This window comes from Fontisphaera persica (genome assembly GCF_024832785.1).
Lineage (GTDB): Bacteria > Verrucomicrobiota > Verrucomicrobiia > Limisphaerales > Fontisphaeraceae > Fontisphaera > Fontisphaera persica.
This window is the reverse complement of sequence record NZ_CP116615.1, coordinates 2,500,366-2,523,685: the sequence shown is the minus strand read 5'-3', so window position 1 is coordinate 2,523,685 and position 23,320 is coordinate 2,500,366. Positions and strand designations below refer to the sequence as shown.

Genomic DNA, 23,320 nt, shown 5'->3' with positions numbered 1-23,320 from the left:
CTTTGTTTATGGACGCGCGATTAGACTTTATTTTTGGGCGGCGCAGCATCCGGGCCTACACGGCCGAGCCGGTGGCGCCGGCGATGGTGGAGGCGCTGTTGCACGCCGCGATGTCGGCGCCCAGCGCGGTGGCGAAGGATCCGTGGCGGTTTGTGGTGGTGCGCGAGCGGGCCACGTTGCAGCGGCTCACCGAGGAGCTGCCCAACGGGAAAATGCTGGCGGAGGCAGCGGTGGGGGTGGTGGTGTGCGGGGACCTTGAGGCGGCGCATGACCGGCAATTGAGTTACCTGTTGCAGGACTGCAGCGCGGCCATCGAAAATCTGTTGCTGGCGGCGCATGTTCTGGGGTTGGGGGCGTGCTGGCTGGGGGTGCATCCGCGGGAAAATCGCATCCGCCACGTGCGCACGGTGCTGGGTTTGCCGGAGCAGGTTGTGCCCGTATCGGCCATTGCCATTGGGCATCCGGCGGAGTTCAAAGAGCCGCGGTCACGTTATCAGGCGCAATCTGTGCACTATGAGAAATGGTAAGCTCCGGCGGGTGTGCCGCCGATGGTTTGGGCTGGGGGTGGTTTTGGTGCTGGGCTGGTTGCCGGTTTGGGCCGCGCAGCGCCCGCCAAATTTTCTTGTCATTGTGGCGGATGACCTTGGGTTTTCGGATGTGGGGTGTTACGGGGGGGAGATTGCCACGCCGAACCTGGATGCGCTGGCGCGCGGAGGGTTGCGGTACACGCAATTTTATTCCACGGCGCGTTGCTGGCCGTCGCGGGCCTGCCTGTTGACGGGGTACTATGCGCAGCAGGTGCGCATGGACCCGCCGCAGGGGCGGTTGCCGGCGTGGGCGCGGCTGGCGCCACATTTTCTCAAGACGGCGGGTTATCGTTCCTATCACAGCGGCAAATGGCATGTGAATGGCGCGCCCAAACGGCTGGCGGATGGCGGTTTTGATCGCTCCTACTCGGTGGAGGATCATGATCGTTTCTTTTATCCGCAAAACACGCTGTTGGATGATCAACCGCTGCCGCCGGTGGCCACGAATGCCGGTTATTATTCCACGATGGCCATAGCGGATTACGCCATACGGTTTCTGCGGGAGCATCAGCAGCAGCATCGGGAGAAGCCGTTTTTCCTGTATCTGGCGTTTCTGGCTCCGCATTTTCCGCTGCAGGCGTTGCCGCAGGACATTGCGAAGTATGAGGGCCGGTATCTGGCGGGGTGGGACGTGGTGCGGCAGCAGCGCTGGCAGCGGACCTTGGGCATGGGGCTGGTGAATCACGCGCTGCCCGAGCTGGAGCCGCATTATTTTGCGCCGTGGAGTCTGGCCGAGGCTGAGTTGCAGGGGCGCATCGGGGCGGGGGAATGCGGGCGGGCGGTTCCGTGGCATGCCCTGACGGTGGAGCAGAAAATATTTCAGGCCCAAAAGATGGCGGTCCATGCGGCGATGGTGGACCGGATGGACCAGGAAATCGGGCGGGTGCTGGCGCAGGTTCGGGCAATGGGGCAGGCGCAGAACACGGTCACCTTTTTTGTGTCGGACAACGGGGCGAGCGCAGAGCAAATCATTCGCGGGGACAGGCATGACCCGCAGGCGCCTGCCGGTTCGGCGCGGACTTTTTTATGTCTGGGGCCCGGCTGGGCCAGCGCGGCCAACGCGCCTTTTCGCCTGCACAAGTTCTGGGTGCATGAGGGCGGCATCAGCTCGCCGTTGATTGTGCATTGGCCGGCAGGAATCAAGGAAGGCGGAGGGGTGCGGCGCGCGCCGGGGCATTTTATTGATTTGCTGCCGACGATGTTGGAATTGGCAGGCATTCGTTTTACTGCCGAGTGGGAGGGAAAGGTTGCTCCGCCGTTGCCCGGCCGGAGTCTGGCGCCCACTTTTGCCCGCGACGTGCCGCTGGCCCGGGAGTATTTGTTTTTCCATCACCAGGGCAATCGTGCGTTGCGGGTGGGCGATTGGAAACTGGTGGCGGCCGGGGCGCAGGGGCCGTGGGAGCTGTATGACTTGAGCGTGGACCGGGGCGAGAGTCGCAACCGGGCCGCAGAGCAGCCCGCGCGAGTGGCGGAGATGAACGCGCTGTGGCAGCGGCTGGAGGCGCAATTTCGGGAGCAGGCCGGCCTGCCCCCGCCCGGCGCCGCCCCCGCGGCCAGGGGCAAAAAATCAGCGCAATAATCAGCTTCCCGCGGCGCTCAGTCCCGCGTAGCCGCGGCCAGGGCCTGGTCCAAATCGGCGAGGATGTCGTCCACGTGCTCCAGCCCAATGCTCAGGCGCACCAATTCCGGGGTAATGCCGCCGGCGCGCTGGGCGGCTTCGTCCAGTTGGGAGTGCGTGGTGGTGGCGGGGTGAATGGCCAGGCTCTTGGCGTCGCCCACGTTGGCCAGATGGGAGAAGAGCTTGAGCGAGTCAATGAACTTGCGTCCGGCGGCGGCGCCGCCCTTGATACCGAAGACGACCATGGAGCCGCCTTTGCCGCGCAGATATTTTTGATTCAGGGCGTACATGGGGTCATCGGGCAGGCCGGGGAAGCGGACCCATTCGACGCGGGGATGTTTTTTAAGGTGCTGGGCCACGGCGAGGGCATTTTGACAATGCCGCTCCATGCGCAGGGGGAGGGTTTCAATGCCCTGGAGGAAGAACCAGGAGTTGTCCGGCGCGATGCAGGCGCCGAGATTGCGCAGGGGCACGGTGCGCATGCGCAGGATGAAGGCCAGGGGGCGCAGGGGGTCGGGCAGGTCCAGCCCCCAGCGCAGGCCGTGGTAGGAGGCGTCCGGCTGGGTGTAAAGGCGATGGCGTCCGCCGGCCCAGTTGAAGCGGCCGCTGTCCACCACCACGCCGCCGATGCCGAGGCCGTGGCCGCCGAACCATTTGGTGAGGGAGTGGACGACGATGTCGGCGCCGAAGTCCAGCGGCCGGGTCAGGTAGGGCGTGCTGAAGGTGGCATCCACAATCAGAGGCAGGCCGTGGGCATGCGCGATTTGGGCGACGGCCTCGAGGTCGGTGATTTCGAGGGCGGGGTTGGAGACGGTTTCACAGAAGAGCGCGCGGGTTTTGCTGTCAATGGCGCGGGCGAAGTTGGCGGGGTCATTGGAATCCACAAATTTCACGGTGATGCCCAGCGCCGGCAGGATGTCGTTAAACTGGGTGTAGGTGCCGCCGTAGAGATTGCGGGCGCTGACGATGTTGTCGCCCGCCTCGGCGAGGTTGATAATGGAATAGAACACGGCGCTGGTGCCGGAGGCCAGGCCCAGGCCGCCCAGCTCCGGGGCGCCTTCGAGGAGGGCGACGCGTTTTTCCAGCACATCGGTGGTGGGATTCATGAGCCGGGTGTAAATGTTGCCCAGCTCTTTCAAGGCAAAGAGGTTGGCGGCATGCTCCGTGTTGCGGAAAACATAGGAGCTGGTGCGGTAGATGGGCACCGCGCGCGACAAAGTTACCGGGTCGGGTTGCTGCCCGCCGTGAAGGCAAAGAGTCTCAAATTTCATCGGGCCAAAATCTGAACATCTCGCGGGCGGGGCGCAAATCTTTTTTGGGCTTACGGCGCACCGGCCCCGGTTGTACCGCGGGGGCGACGGTGGGGCGCGGGGCGAAAAAAGTGGGAAAATCGGTGTGACGGCGCTGGATTTTTGGCCGTGGATGAGGCATGTTTGCAGTGTATGAAATTAGTTCTCTCGACGCACAATCTCTCCCTCACCGAAGCGATTGAGAACCACATCATCAAGCGGGTGCAAAAGCTGGAGAAATTGCACCGGAGGGCGGTGGACGTGCGAGTGACGCTGGAGCATAACGAGACTCGCGCGCCGGAACGACAGTTCACCTGCAACATGCGCCTGGGTGTGCGCGGGCCGGATTTGTTTGCGGAGCACACCGACTTCGACATGTACGTGGCCATTGACAAGGTGGTGAAGAAACTGGAGCAGCAAATCCGGGAACGCCACAGCAAGGCCAAGGCGCGGAAACACAAGGAAGCGGTGCGGCACAAGGCCAAACGCCTCACCGAAGGCCGCCTGATATAGGCCAAGAGAGGCGGAGCAAAGAGCAGCGGCTCACCTTACCACCAGCGGCAGGGGAGGGAAGGCAGGAGGCGCAGGCAAAAAGGTCAACCGGCGGTGAAACCACCGCCGGTTGGGCCGGGAAGAGGAGGAAGCCGTCAGCGCATGAGGAGCATGGCCCGGGCGCGTTTAATCATCCGGGTCAGGCGGCGCTGATAGTGAGCCGGCAGGTTGGTGTATTTGCGCGGCAGAATGCGGCCCTGTTCGGTGACGAAATTGCGCAACAAGGCCGTGTTGCGGTAGTCCAGGGCGTCCACCGTAAAGTCAATCTTGGGCTTGGGCCGCGGGGTGCGGGGCGCCATCCGGGAGGGGTGAGCGCGTTCTTTGCGGTCAGTGTGGGTTTTACGAGGCATAAGTCGTTACTTGATTTCGCGATGCACCGTGTGCCGCCGGAGATGGGGATTGTACTTTTTGAGCTCCAGCTTTTCGGTTTGCAACTTTTTGTTGCGGGTGGTGATGTACCGGGAAGGCGGCTTGCCTTCCTTGCGGGCTTCCGTGCATTCCAAGGTGACGATTTCTCGTGGCATAGGAAAAATTATTCGCGTTCTTTAACAGGGCGTTCCTCCTCCTCGGCCTCCGTGTCTTCGACTTCCACGGCGCCGACGGTGTCCACCGTGCCCAGGGCGCCGAGGCGGCGCTGGCGCAACTGGCCTTCGCGTTCCAGTTGGATTTGGGCCTCGACGGTGAAGCGGGTCCAGGGGATGGCGTCCAGCCGGGCCTTGGGGATGGGCTTGCCCGTGAGCTCGCAGACGCCATAGGTGCCGCGTTCGATGCGCTTGAGCGCCTCTTCGATTTCGTAAATGGCGTCCTGGTCGCTGGAGAGAAGGCTCAGCGCAAAATCGCGGTCAAAATTGTCGGTTCCGGTATCGGCCATGTGGAGGCTGTAACCGGGCAGTTGTTCGGCGGAATCTTTGGCGAGACCGTTCATCTGCTGTTGCAGACGGTCGCGCAAGTCCATCAAAATATCGTAGTATTTCTGCCATTCCGGCTTGATTTTGACGGGCACGACGGGGCCTTGCTTGGTCAAGGGGCGACCCAGGATGGCCGCGGCAGTGGCCGCCACGCGTTTGGGCGGAGCGCTGGATTTGTTCGGCCCGCTGGTTTTGGGCGCCGCAGCCGCCGGCCTGGCCGGAGACGCCGTTTTTGCGGGCGGCGCCTTTTTATCGGCGGCCTTGCTCACGGTTTTGCCGGGGGCTTTTTTTTCAGCCGTTTTTTTCTTTGCGGTCACGGTACCAATCCTCAAGCCAATAGCGTTTTATGTCTCTTGCTTGACGGTTGCCAGGCAACCGGCCTGGCCCTGCAAGAGCGAGGGAATGTACCAAACTTCTCCCAAATATCCACAAAAATTTTTCATAAAATTTCCGCGCCCGGACGCGGGGGGGCAGGCGGCGGTGGCGGATTAGTCCGGCTGGCGCACGTCATAACAAACCAGGCGCTCATGGTAGCGCAGATATAGGCGGCCCTGAAGCAGGACAGGATGCGCCCAAACATCATTTTTGTGTTTCTCAACGAAGCGAAACTGCCCGTGAAAGGTGAATTTTTGGCGGTCAGCCTGCACGAGGGTCATAAGGCCGTCCTCGGTGAGCCAGTAGAAGCGGTCGTTGGCATAAATCTGACTGCCTTTGGCCAGGGCGTTGGTTTGGTGGAGCAACTCGCCGGTGTGGGCATCCAGACACGCCCAGCCCCGGCGGCCGCGATACCATGAACCGACGAGCAGGCCGTTGACGTGAATCACTCCGCCGTGGCAGGTGTCGAGCTTGGAAATCCACTTGGGCGAGGCGGTGACCTGGCTGCCGGAGTCCTGGATTTGGAGCAGGGTGCCGCCGGGGCTGTCCGGGCCGGTGACGAAGACGGCGTTGCCGACCAGGACGGGGGTGGAAGCCAGGACTTTGTAGGTGGTGGGCATGGGGTGGGTCCACAAGAGGGCGCCGGTGGCGGCGTCCACCCCGAAAGCGTGGGTCTGCGAACAATTCACGAGGTGGCGGCGGCCGGCCCATTCAAAGAGGATGGGGGAGGCATAACTGGCGCGGTCGGCGGCATGGGGCGGCTCGGCCAGGCGCAGGGGCGGACTGGCCCAGCGGGTTGCGCCTGTTTGTTTGTCGAGAGCGGCCATCAAGGCGGTGTCGCCGCCGGCGGTGAGGTACACATGCTTTTCATCCACCAGGAGACACTCGCTCAAGGCCCAGGTGATGTTGCGGGCCTGGAAACGTTCCAGGATGTCCACCACCCATAACTCGCGGCCGTCGTTGGCGTCGAGGCAGACCAAGCGTCCGTGGGCGTTGAGGTGGTAGAGGCGGTGGTGGTCAAAGGCCACCGAGGCTCTGGCGCCGGGATAGGGGTCCTTCCAGGCGGCGCCATTGGTGGTTTGCCAGCGGAGTTTGCCTTGCAGGTCCAGGGCATAAATGACCAGATGCTCGCCGACATCGCCGGTGATGAAGAGGGTATCGCGGGCGATGACGGGGGCGGAATAGCCCCGGCCCAGGTATTGGATTTCCCATAAAACCTTGGGGCCGCCTTCCGGCCATTGTTTGAGCAGGTTGACTTCACGCGCGATGCCATCCCGGTAGGGGCCGCGCCATTGGGGCCAGCCTGGCTCGGCGGAAGGAATCAGCCGGGCGGCGGCGGCGGGTTGGGCCGTGTCGGCGGCGGCAAGGCGTGGCATCAGGCCTGCGGCGCAGCAACAGCAAATCCATGCCGTGTAGAGTCGCAGAGCAGTCATCATGCCTTAAAGAGTAACATGCGAACGCCGCACTGGCGAGCGAAAGCGGCAGGCAGGGGAAGTGTTCAGCCCCGCGGCCAGAGGCGGAACCAGAATTTAAGGGGGGCGCGGAGGAGGAGGTCGCGCAAGAGCTCCTCGAAACTGGCGGCTTTAGGCTCCATTAAACGGCGGGTGCTCATCAACGCGGCGAGGGTCACCAGCGCGGCGGCGGCAAAGAAGAGGCTGTAGCGATTCCATTCCACGCCGAGGCTGCGCGCGCGAAACTCGCCAATGGCGTCAATCATCATGCCCCAGAGGATGGGGGCGACGCCCTGGGTGACGTTCCAGGCCACGGAGAACAGGGCAAAGAAATGGTTGCGTCCCATGACGGGCACCGAGGCCATGGCCAGGCGGGTGAAGGCCATGTTGGCGGAGGCGGCAAACAGACCCATGCTGCCCAGGAGGGCCATGATGAGGGCGGTGGAAGCCGGCAAGGCCCGGCCGGCCATGAGCCACCAGCCGCCCAAAATCAACACGAAAACACCAAAGGCCAGCGCCAGAACGGGTTTGCTGCCGGCGGCATCGAGGCGGGAGCCAAACAGCCAGAGACTGCCCATGCCGCCCAGATAGAGGGTGGCGGAGAGCAGGAGAATGCGGCCTTCGGAGAGGGCGGCTTCGGTTTTCAAATAAGCCACGGGAAACGCCTGCATGCCCCCATAGACCACGGCCCAGAGCATGACAGTGGCAAGGATTCTTTGAAAAGGCGCGTGGCGCAGGATGGCGCCCCAAGGCACTTCGCCGGTGCTGCCGGCGGGTTCCTGGGGGACGGGCACATCGGGGATGCGCTTGAGGAAACTCAAACTGGCGGCGCCGGCCACGGCGCTGAAAGCAAAGAGCAAACTGAACTGGTAGGGGCGGGGCTCGCTGCCCAGGAAGAGGGCGGCCAGCAGAAATACCATGATGCTGCCCAGGTTGACGACGGCAGCGTCGCGGGCGAGGTAGCGGCCGCGGATGGCCTCCGGCACGAGGCTGGTGATCCAGGGCAGCCAGGCGCAACTGGAGATGCCCCGGGAGAGGTTGAAACCGAAAAGGAGGAATAACAGCAGCGCCAACTGGGTACCGTGGTCCAGAAACGCCCCCAGCAGTGGCACGGCCGCCATGCCGAAAATAAAGGCCACGCGAATGCCCCAGCCCGCATAGACAAAGCGCCGGAAGCCAAGGCGGGGGATGTATTGGGCGGCGGGGATTTGGAAAATGACCAGCAGCGGCATCATGCTCACGACCACGCCGAGGACGGTGGCGCTGGCGCCCAGGCTTTTAGCGTAAAGCACCATGGGGCTGCTGAGGACGATTTGAAACGAGAGCGCATTGAACCAAGCAAACCAGTAGGCGTTGCGGAAGCCCGGCGGCAGGCGTGGCGTTTCTGGGGAGGCGGCAGACATGCCGGGAAAGGCCGGGCGGCCGGTTAAAAACCGCGCAAGGCGGTGCTGGAGCGGGGCGGCAAACCGGGGGCGGGCACCCGTTTCAGCACCACATACTGGATGCCGTTGGCCTCGCAAAAGGCGCGCTTTTCCGGTTTGTCGCCGTCTTCATTCACGGCGTAAAGGTCGGGGCGGAGGCGACGGATTTCCGGCTCGGCATCCAGCCAGCCCCAGCCGGTGGTGAGCAGGGCTTGAGTGACGAAGCGGATGCTGCCCACCATATAAAGACGTTCGGCCTGGCAGAGCAGGGGATGGCCTGCGCCCTTGAGATGGCGCACGTTGGCGTCATTGCCCACCGCCACATACAGGTCGCCCAGCGCCGACACTTCCTCGAAAAAGCGCACATGGCCGGAGTGCAGCCAGTCATAACAGCCGGTGACGATGACTTTTTTCCTCTCCGGATGCATGGGGCCGGGCGCCGGCTCGGGAAAACCACTTAAGGCTTCCGGGGGAAGCGGCACGGGACGCCAGCCTGCCTGTGCGCAGAACTGCCGGCGCGCGGGGGAATCTTCCGCTTGGGGGTACACCCAATCCGTGGCCTGATTAGAGGCCGGCCGGGGCAACGCTGGCAGGCCAGCCTCCGCCGGAATGACCTCCACGGAATGGACGTAGCGGATGGCGCTTAAAAAGTAATGGCGTTCCGCCAGCGGAAATTGAGGGGGCTTGCCGGTGGCGCATTCAATGGCGGCATCTTCCCACAACAGCACCCGCACGGGGCCGCGGCGCGCGGCTTCCTGCAGCAGGCGCACGTGGTGCGAGCGCAAGTCGTCAAACGGGCCGGACACGACTACCTGGACCTGGTCCTGCATAGGTCAAATCCTAAGAGAAGGGTGAAAGGCGCCCGGGACGGGTTTTTCCGAGACGATATAAAGATACCCGCCGCCACAGCCGGAATACATGGCGCCGGGGTAGCGCTGCTGGTAATAGCGCAGGATGGCGCACAAGTCCACGGTCAAGCTCGGATGGCGCACGGTGTGCGGGAGCAGGTGTTCCCAGCAGGCCATGCATTCGTTGAAGGACCGCCCCAGGGCGGCGGCATCCCGGGCCAGAATGGCGGCAAAACAATCCTTGCCGGTCTGGCCGAGGCGCCGCACCCAGTCTGGTTCAAGATTTTTTTTGCCCAAGGGGTGGTAGCCCTTCGGGCGTGGGGCAATGGGGATGATGTGCAGGACCTGGGCCAGCCATTGAGCCATGGCGGGGTCGCGGCAGGTTTCGATATGGCAGGGGAAGATGCCGCCCTCATGCCGCGCGTCATAATCGAGGCGGTTGATGCCGGGATAGAGCAGGCCAATCATGTCCTGCGAGCCGGAGGGGTCGCTGCGTCCGGCATTTTCCGCGTCGTAGAGTTGCCGCACCAACAGGGCGGGGTCGCCTTCCGGGAGGCGGTCCTGCCAAAGGCGGCGCGCGACGGTGCGGGTGCCGGTGGCAAGGCCGGCCCGGTCCATCCATGGGGCCACGGGCTGCACGGCCACCACCACCATGCTGCCCGGCGGGGATGGATTCAGGCGCGAGACGAAGGGCTGGTCAATCCAGCCCCCGGCCAGGGCGAGGCGGAAGGGGAAATTGCCCCAAGGCGGTGTGGACTGCTCCATGCCGGAGGGGGGAGAGTTGGCGGCCGACATGCCCATCCATCAATAGAGGTCCTGCACGGTGTGCTCACCTGCCTGACGTTTGCGGAATTGCTCCTCAATCCAGTGGTAGGTGGTTTTCAATCCTTCCCGCAGGGGGATGGAAGGTTCCCATCCGAGCATTTGCTTGATGAAGGTGTTGTCACTATTGCGTCCGGCCACGCCGCGCGGGGCGTCGAGGTTGTAATGACGTTTGAGTTTCACGCCGCCGATGTCTTCGACGAGGGAGACCAGGTCATTGATGGAAATCATCTCGCTGGTGCCGAGGTTGACGGGGGTGGCTTTGAGGGCGTCGGTGTGCATGATCATGTCCACGCCTTTGACGCAGTCATCAATGTACATGAAGCTGCGGGTTTGCGTGCCGTCGCCCCAAATCTCAATTTCCAGTTTGCCGGTGGCCTTGGCCTCGATGACCTTGCGGCAGATGGCGGCGGGCGCTTTTTCGCGGCCGCCGTCCCAGGTGCCCCAGGGCCCATAAACGTTGTGGAAGCGCGCAATGAAGGTGGCCAGGCCGCGCTCGGCGGTATATTCCTGGCAGAACATTTCGGACATCAGTTTCTCCCAGCCGTAGCCGCGCTCGGCCATGGCGGGATAGGCATCGGATTCTTTAAGGGCGCGGCAGTTGGGGTCTTTCTGGAGCTCGGTGTTGTAGGCACAGGCGGAGCTGGAGAAGAAATAGCGGCGGACGCCGGCGCGCCAGGCGTGCTCGATGAGATGGGTGTTGATGAGGATGCTGCGGAGGCACTCCACGCGGAAGCGTTCAATGAATCCCATGCCGCCCATGTCGGCGGCCAGATTATAGACTTCCGCGGCGCCCTCCACGGCCCGGCGGCAGTTTTCCTCAATCCGCAAATCCAGGCTTAATTCCTCCACGCCCGGCACGCGCTGATACCAATGGGGCAGGGGTTTGCGGTCCACGGCGCGGATGCGCTGGTAGCCGAGGTTTTTGAAATAGCGCACCAGCGCGCCGCCGATGAAACCACCGGCGCCGGTCACCAGAATGAGTTCATCTTTGGCCGCACGATTTTCCACCCAGGGACGCGCCGCGGGCTGGCCGAAGGCAGCGCTGGGAGCCGAGTTTGAATGTTTTTGCATAGCCATGTTCCGTTGCCAAAAAGCCGCGCCAACGTATCATTACCCTGCGGGAGTTGGCAATGGGGGAGATTTCGTTCTTTTGTTTGTGACGCCAGCTTGCTATGCGTGGCAACGGATGGTAGCGCGGGTCACATTAGAAATCGCCCTGGGAAAGGATTTTGATTACCTCATTCCGCCGGAGCTGGAGCCGCTGGTGGACGTGGGCACAAGGGTCAAGGTGCCCTTTGGTGGCCGGGAGGTTTTGGGATGCGTCACGGCCCTGTTGGAGCAATCCCGTCATCCCCGCCTCAAGTCCATCCTCAAGATTGTGGGTCGGCCCAGCCTGGTCACGCCCAAGGTGCTCGCGCTGGCGCGGTGGATTGCCGAGTATTACTGCTGCGCGCCGGAGGTGGCCCTGCGCTCGGTGCTGCCGGAGGTGGTGCGCCGCGAGAAAGAAGGCTGGCGTGAGCGGTTGTTTGTGCGGGTGGCGCCGCGGGTGGGCGAGATGCCGGAGCTGACCCCGCGCCAGGAGGAAATCTGGCGGGTGGTGGAGGAGATGCGGGCGCTGCCGCTGAAGCGGCTCATGGCGCTGACGGGCGCCACGCCGCAAACCATCCGGCGCCTGGAGGACAAGGGGCTGGTGACCATCACGCCGGAGGTGGACGAGCGCGACCCCTACGCCGCGGAGCTGATCCTGCCCACCCAACCGCTGCCCTTGAACGAAGAGCAGGCGCGGGCGCTGGCGGCCATTACGCGCGCGATGGGCGCGCCGGGGCAGGCGGCGCCGGAGAAGTCCGCGGTGTTTTTGTTGCATGGCGTCACGGGCAGCGGCAAGACCGAGGTATATTTGCAGGCAATTGCCCATGCCTTGAGCCTGGGGCGGGGCGCGATTGTGCTGGTGCCGGAGATTTCGCTGACGCCGCAGACGGTGGAGCGCTTCAAGGCGCGCTTCAGCAGCGGGCCGTTGCAGACGCTGGTGGCGGTGTTGCACAGTCATCTTTCCGCGGGGGAGCGCCATGATGAATGGCATAAAATCCGGCAGGGGCGCGCGCGCATTGTGATTGGGGCGCGGTCGGCCATTTTTGCGCCGGTGGAGCCGCTGGGCCTCATCATTGTGGATGAGGAGCATGAGCATTCGTACAAACAGGAGGAGGCGCCGCGGTATCATGCGCGGGATGTGGCGGTGGTGCGCGGGAGCCGGGAAAACGCGGTGGTGGTGCTGGGGTCGGCCACGCCCTCGCTGGAGAGTTACTACAATGCCCGGCGGGGTAAATACACGCTATTGGAGCTGTCGCGGCGGGTGGACCAGAAAAAGATGCCGGTGGTGCGCGTGGTGGACATGCGGGCCGAGGCGCGGCGGGAGCGGGGCCAGATGGTGGTTTTTTCGCAGGCGTTGCGCGAGGCCATAGTGCGGCGGCTGGAGCGGCACGAGCAGGTCATTCTATTTTTGAACCGGCGCGGGTACGCCACGGCTTTGGAATGCCCCCTGTGTGGGTACGTGGCCAAATGTCCCAACTGCAGTGTGGCGCTGACGTATCACCGGCCCCAGGCGCGGTTGCGCTGTCATATCTGCAATTATGATGCGGAAGCGCCGCTGGAGTGTCCCCAGTCCGCGTGCCGGAACCCCGCCATTCGTTACGCGGGGCTGGGCACGCAAAAGGTGGAGCATGTGCTGGGCAAGCTGTTTCCGTCCGCGCGGATTTGCCGGATGGATTCGGATGTGTTGCAGCGCAAGGAGGATTACCGGCGGATTTTGGGCGATTTCAAAGCCGGCAAGATAGATATTCTGGTGGGCACGCAGATGATTGCCAAGGGGTTGCACTTTGAAAATGTCACGTTGGTGGGGGTCATTCATGCTGATTTGAGCCTGCATCTGCCTGATTTCCGCGCGGGTGAGCGCACGTTTCAACTGCTCACGCAGGTGGCCGGGCGGGCGGGGCGCGGCGAGGTGGAGGGGGAGGTTTTTGTGCAGTCCTTTACGCCGTTTCATCCGGCCATTCAGTACGCGCGCCGCCATGATTTCAACGGGTTTTACGAGCAGGAGATTGAATTCCGGCAGCAGTTGCGTTATCCGCCGTTCAGCCGGATGGTGCGTTTGTTGTTTCGGGGGCGCAATGAAGAAAAGGTGGCCTTTTTTGCGGAGTATTGCCGGCGGCAACTGGAGGGGCTGGGGAAGGAACTGCCGGACCTGGTCATGGCCGGGCCGGCCGCCGCGCCGCTGGCGCGCGCGGAAACGTTTTTCCGTTATCACCTGACTTTGCGCACGCGGCAGATGACCAAACTCAGTGCCGCCCTGGCGAATCTGTTGCCCAAGCTGCCATTGCCGGAGGATTTGGTCATGGCCGTGGACGTGGACCCGGTGACGCTGCTGTGATTTCAGGGCTTGGGCAAACGATGGAAAGCCTCCAGGGCCACCTCCCGCGCAATGGCGTGGTTGACGATGGGCCGGGGGTAAGTGCGGCCCAGTTCCACGCCCGCCTGGGCCAGGACGTCCGGCGGGGCTTCCCACGGACGATGAATCCAGCGGGCCGGTAATGCGGCCAACTCGGGCACCCAGCGGCGAACGTAGTGCCCTTCGGGGTCAAACTTTTCTCCCTGCATGACCGGGTTGAAGACGCGGAAATAAGGCGCGGCATCGGCGCCGCAACCGGCCACCCATTGCCAGCCGAGGGTGTTGCTGGCCAAATCGGCGTCCACCAGGGTATCCCAAAACCAGCGCGCGCCATGCCGCCAGTCCAGCAGCAAATCTTTGACCAAGAAGGAGCCGGCAATCATGCGGACGCGGTTGTGCATCCAGCCGGTGGCCCACAATTCCCGCATGCCGGCGTCCACGATGGGGTAGCCGGTGCGTCCTTTTTGCCAGGCGCGGAGGGTGTCGCCGGGGTCGGGGTGCCAGGGGAAATGTTTGAAGGCCGCCCGCAGGGGTTCCTCAGGGGTGTGGGGAAAGTGGTAGAGGAGGTGATAGGCGAATTCACGCCAGCCCAGTTCGGCCACAAACTGGGAAGCCGCCCAGTTTTTGAGGGGTGGCTGTTGCTGTTTGGCCCAGGCGCTGAGGCGATGCCAGATTTGCCGGGGGCTGATTTCGCCGAAATGCAAGTGGGGCGAGAGGCGGGAGGTGCCGGGGATGGCGGGGTGGTTGCGCCCATCGTTGTACCGGGCAAAAGCGGTGGAGAGGAAGCGTTCGAGTTGGTGCGCGGCGCCCGCGGGGCCGGGTTGCCAGGCGGCGCGCAGGCCGGCGGCCCAGTCAATTTTGGGCTCCAAGGCCAGGGCTTCCAGAGGCAGGGAAGATGGCCATGAGCGGGGCGCGGGCAACGAGGCCGGGGCCGGCAGGGGCGGCGAGGGCGAAGGTTGGGCGAGGCAATGTTTCCAGAAAGGGGTGAACACTTGAAAGGGAGCGCCGCTGCGATTGTGGAGGGTCCACGGCTCGAACAACAAGGCGGCGTTGAAACTTTGGACGAGCAGGCCCTGGGCGCGCAGGGTTTCTTTGAGGGCTTTATCGCGCGCCAGGATGGCTGGCTCGTAACGGCGATTCCAGAAGATGGCATCGGCGCCCGATTCTTTAATCAGGGTTTGCAGAGTTTCGAGTGTGGGGCCCTGGCGGAGGAGCAAACGGCTGCCCAGTTGGCGCAGGCCGGTATCCAGGGCACGCAACGATTGATGCAGCCACCAACGGGAAGCGCCTCCCGGCGGCCAGGCGCCTTCTTCTTCGGGGGCCCAGATAAACACCGGGATGACCGGCCGTCCGCGTTCGAGGGCGGCATGCAAGGCCGGCTGGTCTTCCCAGCGCAAATCCAGGCGAAACCATAGGAGGGTGGCACTCATGGCTGGAACAATGGCGCAGGCGCCTTCCTACTTCAAGCTGGGGGAGGGCGGCTCACGGGGCGACGGTGAGCGTGGCGGGTTGCGCCTTCAAATGGTAACCATCGGAAAAGGTGACCGTCAGGGGTTGGGACTGGAAGTTATAAACGGCGTACGTTTTGCGTCCGGCTTTTTGATACACGTTGAAAAACGGGTGGTCGGCGGTGAGGCCGGTGTCATTAAGTCCCAAGCGATTCAGCGTATGTATCCAGTGGTACATGAAGGCATGGGTGTTGCCGCTTTCGATTTTGCAGTTGGGGTTGGCGTCCACATATTCCGCCGCCGGCGCCGGTTCAGTTAGGGCACGGAACATGATGACCAAATCTCCCCAGCCATGGTTATAATCGGCGCCGCCTTTGCGGCGGGCGATGATGCGGTCATGGTTTTTTTTCACGTACGCCGGATGCCGCCCCATATAGACGCTGGCGGGGGTGAAGGGGAGCCAGTTGATGCCATGAATGCAGTCAATGTCGCCCGAGAACCACGTGGCAAAGGCGCCTTTGCCGCCCCATACCATGCCCAGCGCCACTTCGGGGAAGTCCTGGGGGAAATTGGTGCCCGCGACGTCAAACCAGTATTCTTCGACGGCGGTGCGCTCGGTGTTGAACAAGGCCAGCCCCAGGTCGCGCACGCGGCGGTTGCCGGTGGCCTCGCCCCAGAGCATCAGGCCATACCAGGCATTGAGCGATTCGCTGGAGGACTCCTGGTTGTTGCCGTCGGCGAAGTTGGCATCGCCAGAGGCCCAGGAGTGGCCGGCATATTTGTCGAAGCAACGCAAATAGGGGAAGAGCGGGTCCTGGCGGTCCGGGGAGGCAATGTCGCGGATTAGCAGCTCCACCATGGGGGCCCAGCGGCGGGCCCATTCGGGGTCCTTGCGTGCCACTTCGGCGGCGGCCCGGATGAAGTAGCCGTAATGAAAATGATGGTCATTAAGGGGGCGGTCGCTGCCGTAGGATGGGCGGCTGCCCACCAGCGCTCCCCACTGGGCGTTGTAGTAAAAGACGGCCTGCTCCTTGCCGGGAGTGGCGGTGAACCACTGCTCCAGGCGGCGTTTGATTTCGTTCACAAAAACCGCCTGCAACTCCGGTGCGCCGGCGGCCTCGGCCACACCGCTGAGGGTGGCGAGTTTGCCCAAGTGTTTGCCCTCCCAATAAGTGTCGCCCCATCCCGCCGGTTTTTTGGCGGCTTCGGTGCGCAGGTAGTGGAGGGCGCGCTCGCGGTCCGGCAAGCCCTGGGGGGGCAGCAACGGCAATAAACCCTGCACGGGCACCGTGGTGGAGAAGCCGGCCCCTGCAACTACTTTCATCAGGCCGCGCACGGAGTTGTAGGTCATGGGGGTCAGCGGGGTGGTGGTGTATTTCCATTGGTGGGGGTAGAGGGCGAAGAGGGTGCCGTTGTCGCGGCCTTCGTAAGGGCGGAGGGTGAAGCGATAATCGGCGCGCACTTTTCCGTCCTGGTAAACAAACTCCAGCCGTGTGCCGGTCACGTGGTTGTAAGCATGTTGGCGGAAACGGGCCAAAGTTTCGGGGCGGTCATCCGGGAGCACGGCGAGGCTGAAATAAGGCTTGCCGCCGCTCAGGTTGGTCCAGCGGCGTCCTTCGAGTCCGGCCCAGGTCGAGCCGGTGGCGCCAAACAGCGCGTAATGATGGTTGTTGAGGGTGAGGCCCAGGACTGGTTCGCGGGCATTACCGGCCCACAACCGCGGGGTTTGGGCGAAGGAAATCACCGGCTGGCCGCCGGCGTAGAGGCAATAAACATAAGGGCTGCCGTGGCCGAAACTGGCGCGCAGGCTGGCGTTGTTGGTGGCGAAAACCACGGTCACAAACCAATCGGAATAATCACCGCAAAGGGCCTCGGGAAAGGTGGGGGTCGCCGAGTGCTCCAGCCGCAAATCGCCCTGGCGTCCGCCGCCGCTGCCGAAGACGCCGGCGGCGGTGCCATGCACGCGGGCGCCGTGCTGGCTGACGACGAGGCCATTGGAGGCGCAGAGCAATACCAGGGGATGCGCAAAAAGGTTTTGTGAGTACGGCTGCCACACGAGGGAGCTCCACCATTGGCCGGTGAGCATGGGGCCGCGCAAATCGGCGGTGCGATAAATGCGCTCCGGGAGCGGTTTGCAGGGGCGGGGGAGGGTGGTCAAATAACCGCCGGGGCCAACGGGGACCACGGGGCCGGCCTCCGCCGAGTGCGCGGTAGCTGCCAGGAAAAATCCCCAAAAACACAGCATCCCCGCAAGCCCCACCCCCAGACGGGCAAGCCGCCGTGGCTGGGAAGCCCCCTTCATGGGCCGGGTAAAACGAGGCAATGTCATGCCCCTATTTTAGGGCTGGGCGGCTGGCCTTGTCCAAGCAAACTGTTTGGGACGAGGGTGGGGGATGATGGAGCTTTACCCACCGGCGACGATTTTGACGATTTCGAGGCGGTCGCCGTCTTTGAGGTGGCGCTGGGAGAATTCGGACGGGGACACGGGTTCGCCGTTGAGTTCCACGACGACGCTGCGGGGAAAGAAGTTATGGGCGCGTAGAAATTCCTCGAGCGTGCAGGGGAGGGCTGCGTCCACCGGCTGGCCGTTGGCAATGACCTGGGGCATAGGCTTGCTCAGACTCCGGCGAGCGCCGCGGCAGGGGCGGCGGCGATTTCGTCCATGGTCAGGTAACAGCCCGGGTCTTCGGCCCAGGGGTCGCCGAAGACTTGTTCGGCGCGGACGCGGAAGCCGCCGCCGCAGATTTCCTGGAAGCGGCAGATGCCGCAGCGGCCCTTGAGGAGGGGGCGGCGGTTGCGCAGGCCGTTGAGCAGGGGATGGTCGGTGCGGGTCCAAATCTGGCTGAAGGGGGTATCCTTGACGTTGCCGAGGGTGACGCTCTGCCAGAACTGGTCCGGGTGCACATTGCCCTGGGTGTCAATGTTGCCGATGCCGACGCCGGAGCTGTTGGCGCCGCCGCCGTTCCATTTCAACAGGTCATAGACTTCCTGGGCGCGGGGTGAATGCTCGCGCAGGAGCCGCAGGTAAAGAAAGGCATTGTCGGCGGGCTGGTCCACGGTGAGGACTTCGCGGGATTTGCCGTTTTGATTCCACTGGGCGGTGCGGTCAATGATGCGGTCAATGGCGGCGCGGGTGCGCGCGGGCGGCACGCTGACGAGGTTGGCGCCGCGCCCGCTATAGACCAGATGGTAGAAGCACACGCGGTCAATGTTCTCGAATTCGATGAAGTCGAGGATGCGGTCCAAATCGTCCACGGTGTTGCGGGTGAGGGTGAGGCGGAGGCCCACTTTCTGGCCGACGGCTTTGCAGTTGCGGAAGGCTTCGATGGTTTTTTCAAAGGCGCCTTTGCGCCCGCGGAAATAGTCGTGGGTTTCGCCGATTCCATCAAGGGAGATGCCGACGTAGGAGAAGCCCAGTTCCTTGATTTTTTTGGCGGTGGCCAAATCAATCAAAGTGCCATTGGTGGAGAGGGTGAGGCGCAGGCCCTTTTGCACAGCGCGGGTGGCCAGGTCGAAAAAGTGGGGGTGAATGAGCGGCTCGCCGCCGGAGAGCAGGACGGCCGGCACCTTGAAGGCGGCCAAATCGTCAATCACGGCATAACATTGCTCGAGCGAAAGCTCGCCGGGATAGACCTGGGCGGTGGAATCGGAATAGCAATGGATGCAATTCAGGTTGCAACGGCGGGTGATGTTCCAAACGACAATGGGACGGCGTTCCGCGGCGGAGCGCGGGGCGCCATGGCCCTGGCCGTAACGCAGGTGGTCGGCGGGCTGGGCCACGCCACAATACAAACGAGTCAGATTCAGCATGGTACTACGACTTAAAAGGGGCGCGCTCAGGTGGCCGCCGGAGCGGACACGGGCGCTGGATGATAATGGGGTGACACGTAAGCGCAGAGGGGTTCCTCGCCGAGGTAATCGCCTGTCAGCGCGTAGGCGCGGGCGCGGGAGCCGCCACAAATGTCCTTGTACTCGCAGACGCCGCACTTGCCCTTGAGCAGGCTGGAGTTGCGCAGGTTGCGGAACACTTCATGGTTGCGGTACACGTCAATCAATTCGTCGGTGCGGGCGTTGCCGCCGGTGATGGGCAGGAAGCCGCTGGGCTGGATTTCGCCAATGTGCGAGACGAACACAAACCCTTTGCCGTCGTTGATGCCGATGGGGGCGCGCTTTTTCAGGGCTTTCTCGTCATGCAACTGTTGCAACACCACCCGGCGGTAATGATGGCCTTCGGTGGTTTTGATGTCGTAGGGGACGCGCGTGGAAAGGTGGGCCAGCTTGACGAACAGCTCTTCCATTTCAAAGGCGTTGAGCAAATCAGCCACCTTGCCCCGGCCGGTGGGCACGAGCTGGAAGACACTCCACAATACCGGCTTGATGTCCTCCAGCAATTTCACGAAGCCGTCAAAATCCTTGATGTTTTGCCGGGTGAAGGTGGTGTTGACCTGGACTTCGATGCCGGCGGCACGGATGTTTTGCAGGGCCTGCATCGTCATGTCCCAGGTGCCTTTGATGCCGCGGAAGCGGTCATGGCTCTCGCGGGTGGCGCCGTCAATGCTGATGGAGATGCGGGCGCAACCGGCCTCCTTGAGGCGCTGGAGGTCGGCCTGCAGGAAAAGGGGCGTAACGCTGGGACTCAGGGCGACGCGCAAACCTTTGCTGGAGGCGTAGGCCACGATGTCATAGAGGTCCGGCCGCTGCATGGGGTCGCCGCCGGTCAAAATAAAAATGCCGGGGTGCGCGCGGACCACCTGGTCCACGAAGCGGTAGGCTTCCTCGCCGTCCAATTCCTGGGGATGACGGTGAATCTTGGCGGCGGCGCGGCAGTGGCGGCATACCAGCGCGCAGGCGCGGGTCATTTCCCAGACGACCAGAAAGGGGTGGTCGTTAAAATCAAACATCGGTTGCCCAAGCATCGGTATCATGTTCGTCGGCGCGGTCATGATAGGCCATGACCTGCATCAAGCATAACGCCCATTTCAAGGTACTGCAATGAATACCATCAAGACGGTTGATGACGGGGGGTGGGGTGGGATGAAAAAAGGAAAAAATTTTTTTTGACAAAGGGCGTGGTGTGGGAAAGATTAACGACAGAATAAGTCGTTATTCGACTGAGAGCGCGGTAGAAGAAAGAGGCCGAGGAGCTGAGGGAGCCTTCGGCCGAATTTAAGTCGGCAAATAACGACAAAATTAGTCGTATATATGGAAACGAATGTTGCCGAGGCGAAGGTTTCGCCAAATGAATTGCTGAAGGCCGGTTGCCCCACCCTGGCGGGCACGCTGGCGCAAACTTTGGCGGACGAGCAGGCCGACCATTTTAGCGAGGAGGATGCCCAGTTTCTCAAGTTTCACGGTTGCTACCAGCAGGATGACCGGGATGTGCGGAAGCAGGGGAAGAAGTTCATCATGATGGTGCGGGTGCGGATGCCGGGCGGAGTATTGAAACCGGCGCAGTATGTGGCGATGGACCGCCTGGCCAGTGAGTATGGCAACGATACGCTGCGGGTGACTTCGCGGCAGGGCATCCAGTTTCATGGGGTTTTGAAGAGCGGGCTGGCCCGGACCATACGGGGAATCAATGAGGCGTTGTTGACCACGCTGGCGGCATGCGGTGATGTGGTGCGGAATGTGGTGACGCCGCCGCCGGTGCTGCATGGGCTGGCCGGGCAGCAGGTGCTGGCGGATGCGCGACTGCTTTCGCAATCGTTGCTGCCGCAGACGCCGGCTTATCATGAAATCTGGTTGAATGGCGAGAGATTGAAGTTGGAGTCCGAGGTGGCGGGGGATTTTGTGGACCCGCTGTATGGCAAGACCTATTTGCCGCGGAAGTTCAAGATTTCCTTTGCCATTCCGCCGGTGAACGATGTGGATATTTTTGCGCAGTGCCTGGGGTTCATTGCCATCCAAGAAGACGGGCAGGTGGCGGGCTACAACGTGGTGGCGGGCGGGGGCATGGGGAGGTCGCATGGCAACCAGCAGACCTTCCCGCGGCTGGGGGATTTGATTGGGTACATCCCGCGGGGGGCGGTGGAGGCGGCGGCGCGGGCGGTGGTGGGGATTCACCGGGATTATGGGGACCGGGCCAACCGCAAGCATGCGCGGTTGAAGTATGTGCTGGCGGATCGCGGGGTGGACTGGTTTCGGGCGGAGCTGGAGCAGCGGCTGGGCTTCAAGCTGGAGGCGGCACGGCCGTTTGTGTTCACCCGGCAGGGGGATTGGTACGGATGGCGGCAACTGGCGGACGGCACCTGGGTGCTGGGGATGTTCATTGAGACGGGGCGCATCCGGGATACGGAGTCGCGGCGGCTCAAGACGGCCTTGCGGCGGGTGGTGGAGGAGCTGGGCTTGGAGGTGCATCTGACGCCGGCGAATAATTTGCTGCTGGTGGGGATTCAGGAGGGGCAACGGGCCGAGGTGACGCGGATATTGGCGGAGCATGGGGCGGACCCGGGGCGGGCGGTCAGCGCCGTACGGGGCGCCTCGATGGCGTGCGTGGCGTTGCCGACGTGCGGACTGGCGCTGGCGGAGGCGGAGCGGTACCTGCCCAACCTGATGACGGAGATTGAGCAGGCGTTGCAGGAGACGGGTTTGGGGGGCGAGGAAATCATCATTCGCATGACGGGCTGCCCGAATGGTTGCGCGCGGCCGTACATGGCGGAGATTGCGTTGGTGGGCAAGGCGCCGGGGCGGTATCAACTGTTTGTGGGCGGCAACGCGGCCGGGACGCGGCTGAATCGGGTGTACAAGGAAACGGTCAAGGAGGGGGAGATTATTGGGGAATTGCGGGCGTTGTTTGAGCGATTCCGGCGGGAGCGTGTGGCCCATGAGCGGTTTGGCGACTGGGCGGCGCGGGTATTGTGGTTGGAAGCGGCGGCCTAACCCTCACATTTTTTCTTTTTCATGTTCACGGACGCGGAAATCAGTCAATGGAACCGGCACTGGCAGGGCAGGCCGGTGGAGGAGATTGTGGAATGGGCGCTCCTGGTGGCGAAGGGGCGGGCGGTGGTGACCACGAATTTTCGCGCCTATGAGGCGGTGTTGCTGCATTTGGTGACGCGGGTGCAGCCGGACATACCGGTGTTGTGGGTGGACCACGGGTGGAACCGGCCGGCGACGTATCGGCACGCGGAGGATTTAACGCGGCGGTTGCGGCTGAATTTGAAGGTGTACACGCCGACGATGACGGTGGCGCGTTATCAGGCGTTGCACGGGGCGCCGCCGACGGCAGAGCAGGAGGAGGCCCTGCGGCAGTTCAGCCAGGTGTTCAAGCTGGAGCCGTTTCAGCGGGCGATGCGGGAGATGGCGCCCGCGGTATGGCTCACGGCGCTGCGCCGCGTGCAAAATCCGCATCGGGCGGGGATGGAGATGGTGGTGCGAGATGCCCAGGTGGGTGTTTTGAAGGTGAGTCCGCTGGTGGAGTGGACGGATGAACAGATGGCGGCGTATGTCCAGGCCCATGATTTGCCGGTGGAATGGGACTACTTTGACCCGGCCAAGGGCGACGAGAAACGGGAGTGTGGTTTGCACGTGCGCTGGGGCCAGGAAGGGAAAGGGGCCTGAGCGAGCGGCGCCACGTGCCATGGACCTTGAAGGCTCCAGCCCGAAGGAGGACCTTACATGAGAAGTTATCATTTGGACCATTTGCAGTATTTGGAGACTGAGGCCATTCATGTGATGCGTGAAGTGGCGGCGGAGTTTGAGCGCCCGTGCCTTTTGTTCAGCGGGGGCAAGGATTCAATCTGCCTGTTGCGACTGGCGGAGAAGGCGTTTCGGCCGTCGGACATTCCCATGCCCTTGTTGAATGTGGATACGGGCCATCATTTTCCGGAGCTGAACGAATTTCGGGACCGGCGGGCGCGGGAGCTGGGCGCGAAACTCATCGTGCGGAAGGTGGAGGATGCGATTGCGCAGGGGGTGGCCACGCCGGCGCCGGGGGAGGTGAGCCGCAACAAGCTGCAAATTCCGACGTTGCTGGCGGCGATTGAGGAGTTTCGGTTTGATGCCTGCATTGGGGGGGCGCGGCGGGACGAGGAGAAAGCGCGCGCGAAGGAGCGTTTTTTCAGTTTTCGAGACGCCTTTGGGCAGTGGGACCCCAAGAACCAGCGGCCGGAGATTTGGAATCTGTACAATGCGCGGGTGAATCCGGGCGAGCACATGCGGGTGTTTCCGTTGAGCAACTGGACGGAGCTGGATGTGTGGCAGTACATCCGGCGCGAGGGATTGGAGGTGCCTTCGATTTATTTCAGTCATCCGCGGTTGTGTGTGCGGCGGCAGGGGCAGTGGCTGCCGGTGAATGAGTTTTTGCCGCCGCGGCCGGGGGAGGAGGTGCGGGAGCTGGTTGTGCGGGTGCGCACGATTGGCGACATCATCAGCACAGGCATGATTGAATCGCGGGCCGACAGTCTGGACGACATCATCGCGGAAATTGCGGCGGCGCGGGTGACCGAGCGCGGTTCGCGGGCGGATGACAAGGTATCGGAGGCGGCCATGGAGGACCGCAAGAAGGCTGGATATTTTTAAGGGGAAGGCGGCAAGGGACAGCGAAGGGACAAGGGA

21 protein-coding genes are annotated in these 23,320 nt (G+C 63.0%); 7 read left to right on the top strand and 14 right to left on the bottom strand.

What is annotated here, in order from left to right:
* Nucleotides 1–8: 8 nt before the first annotated feature.
* Both NXS98_RS09300 and NXS98_RS09295 read left to right on the top strand, forming a co-directional pair.
* Nucleotides 9–527, top strand: coding sequence for a nitroreductase family protein (locus NXS98_RS09300; protein WP_283844686.1), 519 nt, complete (start codon nt 9–11; stop codon nt 525–527).
* On the top strand, nt 514–2,166 hold the full coding sequence (locus NXS98_RS09295) for an arylsulfatase (protein ID WP_283844685.1): 1,653 nt from the start codon (nt 514–516) through the stop codon (nt 2,164–2,166). The genes NXS98_RS09300 and NXS98_RS09295 overlap by 14 nt, the downstream gene beginning before the upstream one ends.
* Nucleotides 2,167–2,183: 17 nt before the next feature.
* Here NXS98_RS09295 and NXS98_RS09290 read toward each other — a convergent pair whose 3' ends face one another.
* Entirely contained in the window at nt 2,184–3,476 is a 1,293-nt protein-coding gene (locus tag NXS98_RS09290) for an O-acetylhomoserine aminocarboxypropyltransferase/cysteine synthase family protein (protein ID WP_283844684.1), read from the bottom strand.
* 171 nt (nt 3,477–3,647) lie between these two features.
* On the opposite strand from NXS98_RS09290, the gene hpf reads away from it, so the two are divergent.
* Nucleotides 3,648–4,007: a ribosome hibernation-promoting factor, HPF/YfiA family gene (hpf, locus tag NXS98_RS09285; protein ID WP_283844683.1), complete on the top strand. Its 360-nt coding sequence runs from the start codon at nt 3,648–3,650 to the stop codon at nt 4,005–4,007.
* Between the two features lie 134 nt (nt 4,008–4,141).
* Here the strand turns inward: hpf and rpsR are convergent, their stop codons facing one another.
* The 8 genes from rpsR to NXS98_RS09245 form a co-directional block, all read right to left on the bottom strand.
* Nucleotides 4,142–4,396: a 30S ribosomal protein S18 gene (rpsR, locus tag NXS98_RS09280; protein ID WP_283844682.1), complete on the bottom strand. Its 255-nt coding sequence runs from the start codon at nt 4,394–4,396 to the stop codon at nt 4,142–4,144.
* Between the two features lie 6 nt (nt 4,397–4,402).
* Nucleotides 4,403–4,570, bottom strand: coding sequence for a 50S ribosomal protein L33 (gene rpmG / locus NXS98_RS09275; RefSeq protein ID WP_283844681.1), 168 nt, complete (start codon nt 4,568–4,570; stop codon nt 4,403–4,405).
* An 8-nt stretch (nt 4,571–4,578) separates the two neighbouring features.
* Complete coding sequence (locus NXS98_RS09270; protein ID WP_283844680.1) at nt 4,579–5,271, bottom strand: TraR/DksA family transcriptional regulator; 693 nt, start codon at nt 5,269–5,271, stop codon at nt 4,579–4,581.
* A 171-nt stretch (nt 5,272–5,442) separates the two neighbouring features.
* Nucleotides 5,443–6,765 (bottom strand): BamB-related PQQ repeat family beta-propellar protein, encoded by a 1,323-nt coding sequence (locus NXS98_RS09265; protein WP_283844679.1) that lies wholly within the window; start codon nt 6,763–6,765, stop codon nt 5,443–5,445.
* Between the two features lie 62 nt (nt 6,766–6,827).
* On the bottom strand, nt 6,828–8,183 hold the full coding sequence (locus NXS98_RS09260) for an MFS transporter (RefSeq protein ID WP_283844678.1): 1,356 nt from the start codon (nt 8,181–8,183) through the stop codon (nt 6,828–6,830).
* 23 nt (nt 8,184–8,206) lie between these two features.
* Nucleotides 8,207–9,031, bottom strand: a complete 825-nt coding sequence (locus tag NXS98_RS09255) for an adenylyltransferase/cytidyltransferase family protein (RefSeq protein ID WP_283844677.1) — start codon at nt 9,029–9,031, stop codon at nt 8,207–8,209.
* Between the two features lie 3 nt (nt 9,032–9,034).
* Nucleotides 9,035–9,844, bottom strand: coding sequence for a hypothetical protein (locus NXS98_RS09250; protein WP_283844675.1), 810 nt, complete (start codon nt 9,842–9,844; stop codon nt 9,035–9,037).
* Nucleotides 9,845–9,853: 9 nt separating this feature from the next.
* Nucleotides 9,854–10,945 carry an NAD-dependent epimerase/dehydratase family protein gene (locus NXS98_RS09245; RefSeq protein WP_283844674.1) on the bottom strand — a complete coding sequence of 364 codons (1,092 nt, stop codon included), beginning with the start codon at nt 10,943–10,945 and terminating at the stop codon, nt 9,854–9,856.
* A gap of 85 nt (nt 10,946–11,030) precedes the next feature.
* Between NXS98_RS09245 and priA the strand changes: the two genes are divergently transcribed.
* Nucleotides 11,031–13,298, top strand: coding sequence for a replication restart helicase PriA (gene priA / locus NXS98_RS09240; RefSeq protein ID WP_283844673.1), 2,268 nt, complete (start codon nt 11,031–11,033; stop codon nt 13,296–13,298).
* A 2-nt stretch (nt 13,299–13,300) separates the two neighbouring features.
* Here the strand turns inward: priA and NXS98_RS09235 are convergent, their stop codons facing one another.
* From NXS98_RS09235 to NXS98_RS09215, 5 genes are all read right to left on the bottom strand, one after another.
* Nucleotides 13,301–14,746, bottom strand: a complete 1,446-nt coding sequence (locus tag NXS98_RS09235) for a cryptochrome/photolyase family protein (RefSeq protein ID WP_283844672.1) — start codon at nt 14,744–14,746, stop codon at nt 13,301–13,303.
* A 52-nt stretch (nt 14,747–14,798) separates the two neighbouring features.
* Nucleotides 14,799–17,093, bottom strand: coding sequence for a glycosyl hydrolase (locus tag NXS98_RS09230; RefSeq protein WP_283844670.1), 2,295 nt, complete (start codon nt 17,091–17,093; stop codon nt 14,799–14,801).
* A gap of 75 nt (nt 17,094–17,168) precedes the next feature.
* Nucleotides 17,169–17,372, bottom strand: coding sequence for a sulfur carrier protein ThiS (thiS, locus tag NXS98_RS09225; RefSeq protein ID WP_283844669.1), 204 nt, complete (start codon nt 17,370–17,372; stop codon nt 17,169–17,171).
* Between the two features lie 8 nt (nt 17,373–17,380).
* On the bottom strand, nt 17,381–18,574 hold the full coding sequence (locus tag NXS98_RS09220; protein WP_283844668.1) for a radical SAM/SPASM domain-containing protein: 1,194 nt from the start codon (nt 18,572–18,574) through the stop codon (nt 17,381–17,383).
* 26 nt (nt 18,575–18,600) lie between these two features.
* Nucleotides 18,601–19,665 (bottom strand): radical SAM protein, encoded by a 1,065-nt coding sequence (locus tag NXS98_RS09215; protein ID WP_283848151.1) that lies wholly within the window; start codon nt 19,663–19,665, stop codon nt 18,601–18,603.
* Nucleotides 19,666–19,966: 301 nt separating this feature from the next.
* Between NXS98_RS09215 and NXS98_RS09210 the strand changes: the two genes are divergently transcribed.
* From NXS98_RS09210 to cysD, 3 genes are read left to right on the top strand one after another with little or no spacing between them, the layout of a single operon-like run.
* Nucleotides 19,967–21,643: an NADPH-dependent assimilatory sulfite reductase hemoprotein subunit gene (locus NXS98_RS09210; protein ID WP_283844667.1), complete on the top strand. Its 1,677-nt coding sequence runs from the start codon at nt 19,967–19,969 to the stop codon at nt 21,641–21,643.
* A gap of 21 nt (nt 21,644–21,664) precedes the next feature.
* Complete coding sequence (locus tag NXS98_RS09205) at nt 21,665–22,324, top strand: phosphoadenosine phosphosulfate reductase domain-containing protein (RefSeq protein WP_283844666.1); 660 nt, start codon at nt 21,665–21,667, stop codon at nt 22,322–22,324.
* 57 nt (nt 22,325–22,381) lie between these two features.
* Nucleotides 22,382–23,284, top strand: coding sequence for a sulfate adenylyltransferase subunit CysD (gene cysD / locus NXS98_RS09200; RefSeq protein ID WP_283844665.1), 903 nt, complete (start codon nt 22,382–22,384; stop codon nt 23,282–23,284).
* Nucleotides 23,285–23,320 lie beyond the last annotated feature (36 nt).

Bases quoted from the DNA above. Each gene is read 5' to 3' on its own strand.
- NXS98_RS09215 (WP_283848151.1), bottom strand. From the start codon at position 19,665: ATGTTTGATTTTAACGACCACCCCTTTCTGGTCGTCTGGGAAATGACC.
- cysD (WP_283844665.1), top strand. From the start codon at position 22,382: ATGAGAAGTTATCATTTGGACCATTTGCAGTATTTGGAGACTGAGGCC.
- rpmG (WP_283844681.1), bottom strand. From the start codon at position 4,570: ATGCCACGAGAAATCGTCACCTTGGAATGCACGGAAGCCCGCAAGGAA.
- NXS98_RS09235 (WP_283844672.1), bottom strand. From the start codon at position 14,746: ATGAGTGCCACCCTCCTATGGTTTCGCCTGGATTTGCGCTGGGAAGAC.
- thiS (WP_283844669.1), bottom strand. From the start codon at position 17,372: ATGCCCCAGGTCATTGCCAACGGCCAGCCGGTGGACGCAGCCCTCCCC.
- NXS98_RS09250 (WP_283844675.1), bottom strand. From the start codon at position 9,844: ATGTCGGCCGCCAACTCTCCCCCCTCCGGCATGGAGCAGTCCACACCG.
- NXS98_RS09210 (WP_283844667.1), top strand. From the start codon at position 19,967: ATGGAAACGAATGTTGCCGAGGCGAAGGTTTCGCCAAATGAATTGCTG.
- NXS98_RS09300 (WP_283844686.1), top strand. From the start codon at position 9: ATGGACGCGCGATTAGACTTTATTTTTGGGCGGCGCAGCATCCGGGCC.
- NXS98_RS09260 (WP_283844678.1), bottom strand. From the start codon at position 8,183: ATGTCTGCCGCCTCCCCAGAAACGCCACGCCTGCCGCCGGGCTTCCGC.
- NXS98_RS09220 (WP_283844668.1), bottom strand. From the start codon at position 18,574: ATGCTGAATCTGACTCGTTTGTATTGTGGCGTGGCCCAGCCCGCCGAC.
- NXS98_RS09230 (WP_283844670.1), bottom strand. From the start codon at position 17,093: ATGACATTGCCTCGTTTTACCCGGCCCATGAAGGGGGCTTCCCAGCCA.
- hpf (WP_283844683.1), top strand. From the start codon at position 3,648: ATGAAATTAGTTCTCTCGACGCACAATCTCTCCCTCACCGAAGCGATT.
- rpsR (WP_283844682.1), bottom strand. From the start codon at position 4,396: ATGCCTCGTAAAACCCACACTGACCGCAAAGAACGCGCTCACCCCTCC.
- NXS98_RS09265 (WP_283844679.1), bottom strand. From the start codon at position 6,765: ATGATGACTGCTCTGCGACTCTACACGGCATGGATTTGCTGTTGCTGC.
- NXS98_RS09290 (WP_283844684.1), bottom strand. From the start codon at position 3,476: ATGAAATTTGAGACTCTTTGCCTTCACGGCGGGCAGCAACCCGACCCG.
- NXS98_RS09295 (WP_283844685.1), top strand. From the start codon at position 514: ATGAGAAATGGTAAGCTCCGGCGGGTGTGCCGCCGATGGTTTGGGCTG.
- NXS98_RS09255 (WP_283844677.1), bottom strand. From the start codon at position 9,031: ATGCAGGACCAGGTCCAGGTAGTCGTGTCCGGCCCGTTTGACGACTTG.
- NXS98_RS09205 (WP_283844666.1), top strand. From the start codon at position 21,665: ATGTTCACGGACGCGGAAATCAGTCAATGGAACCGGCACTGGCAGGGC.
- NXS98_RS09245 (WP_283844674.1), bottom strand. From the start codon at position 10,945: ATGCAAAAACATTCAAACTCGGCTCCCAGCGCTGCCTTCGGCCAGCCC.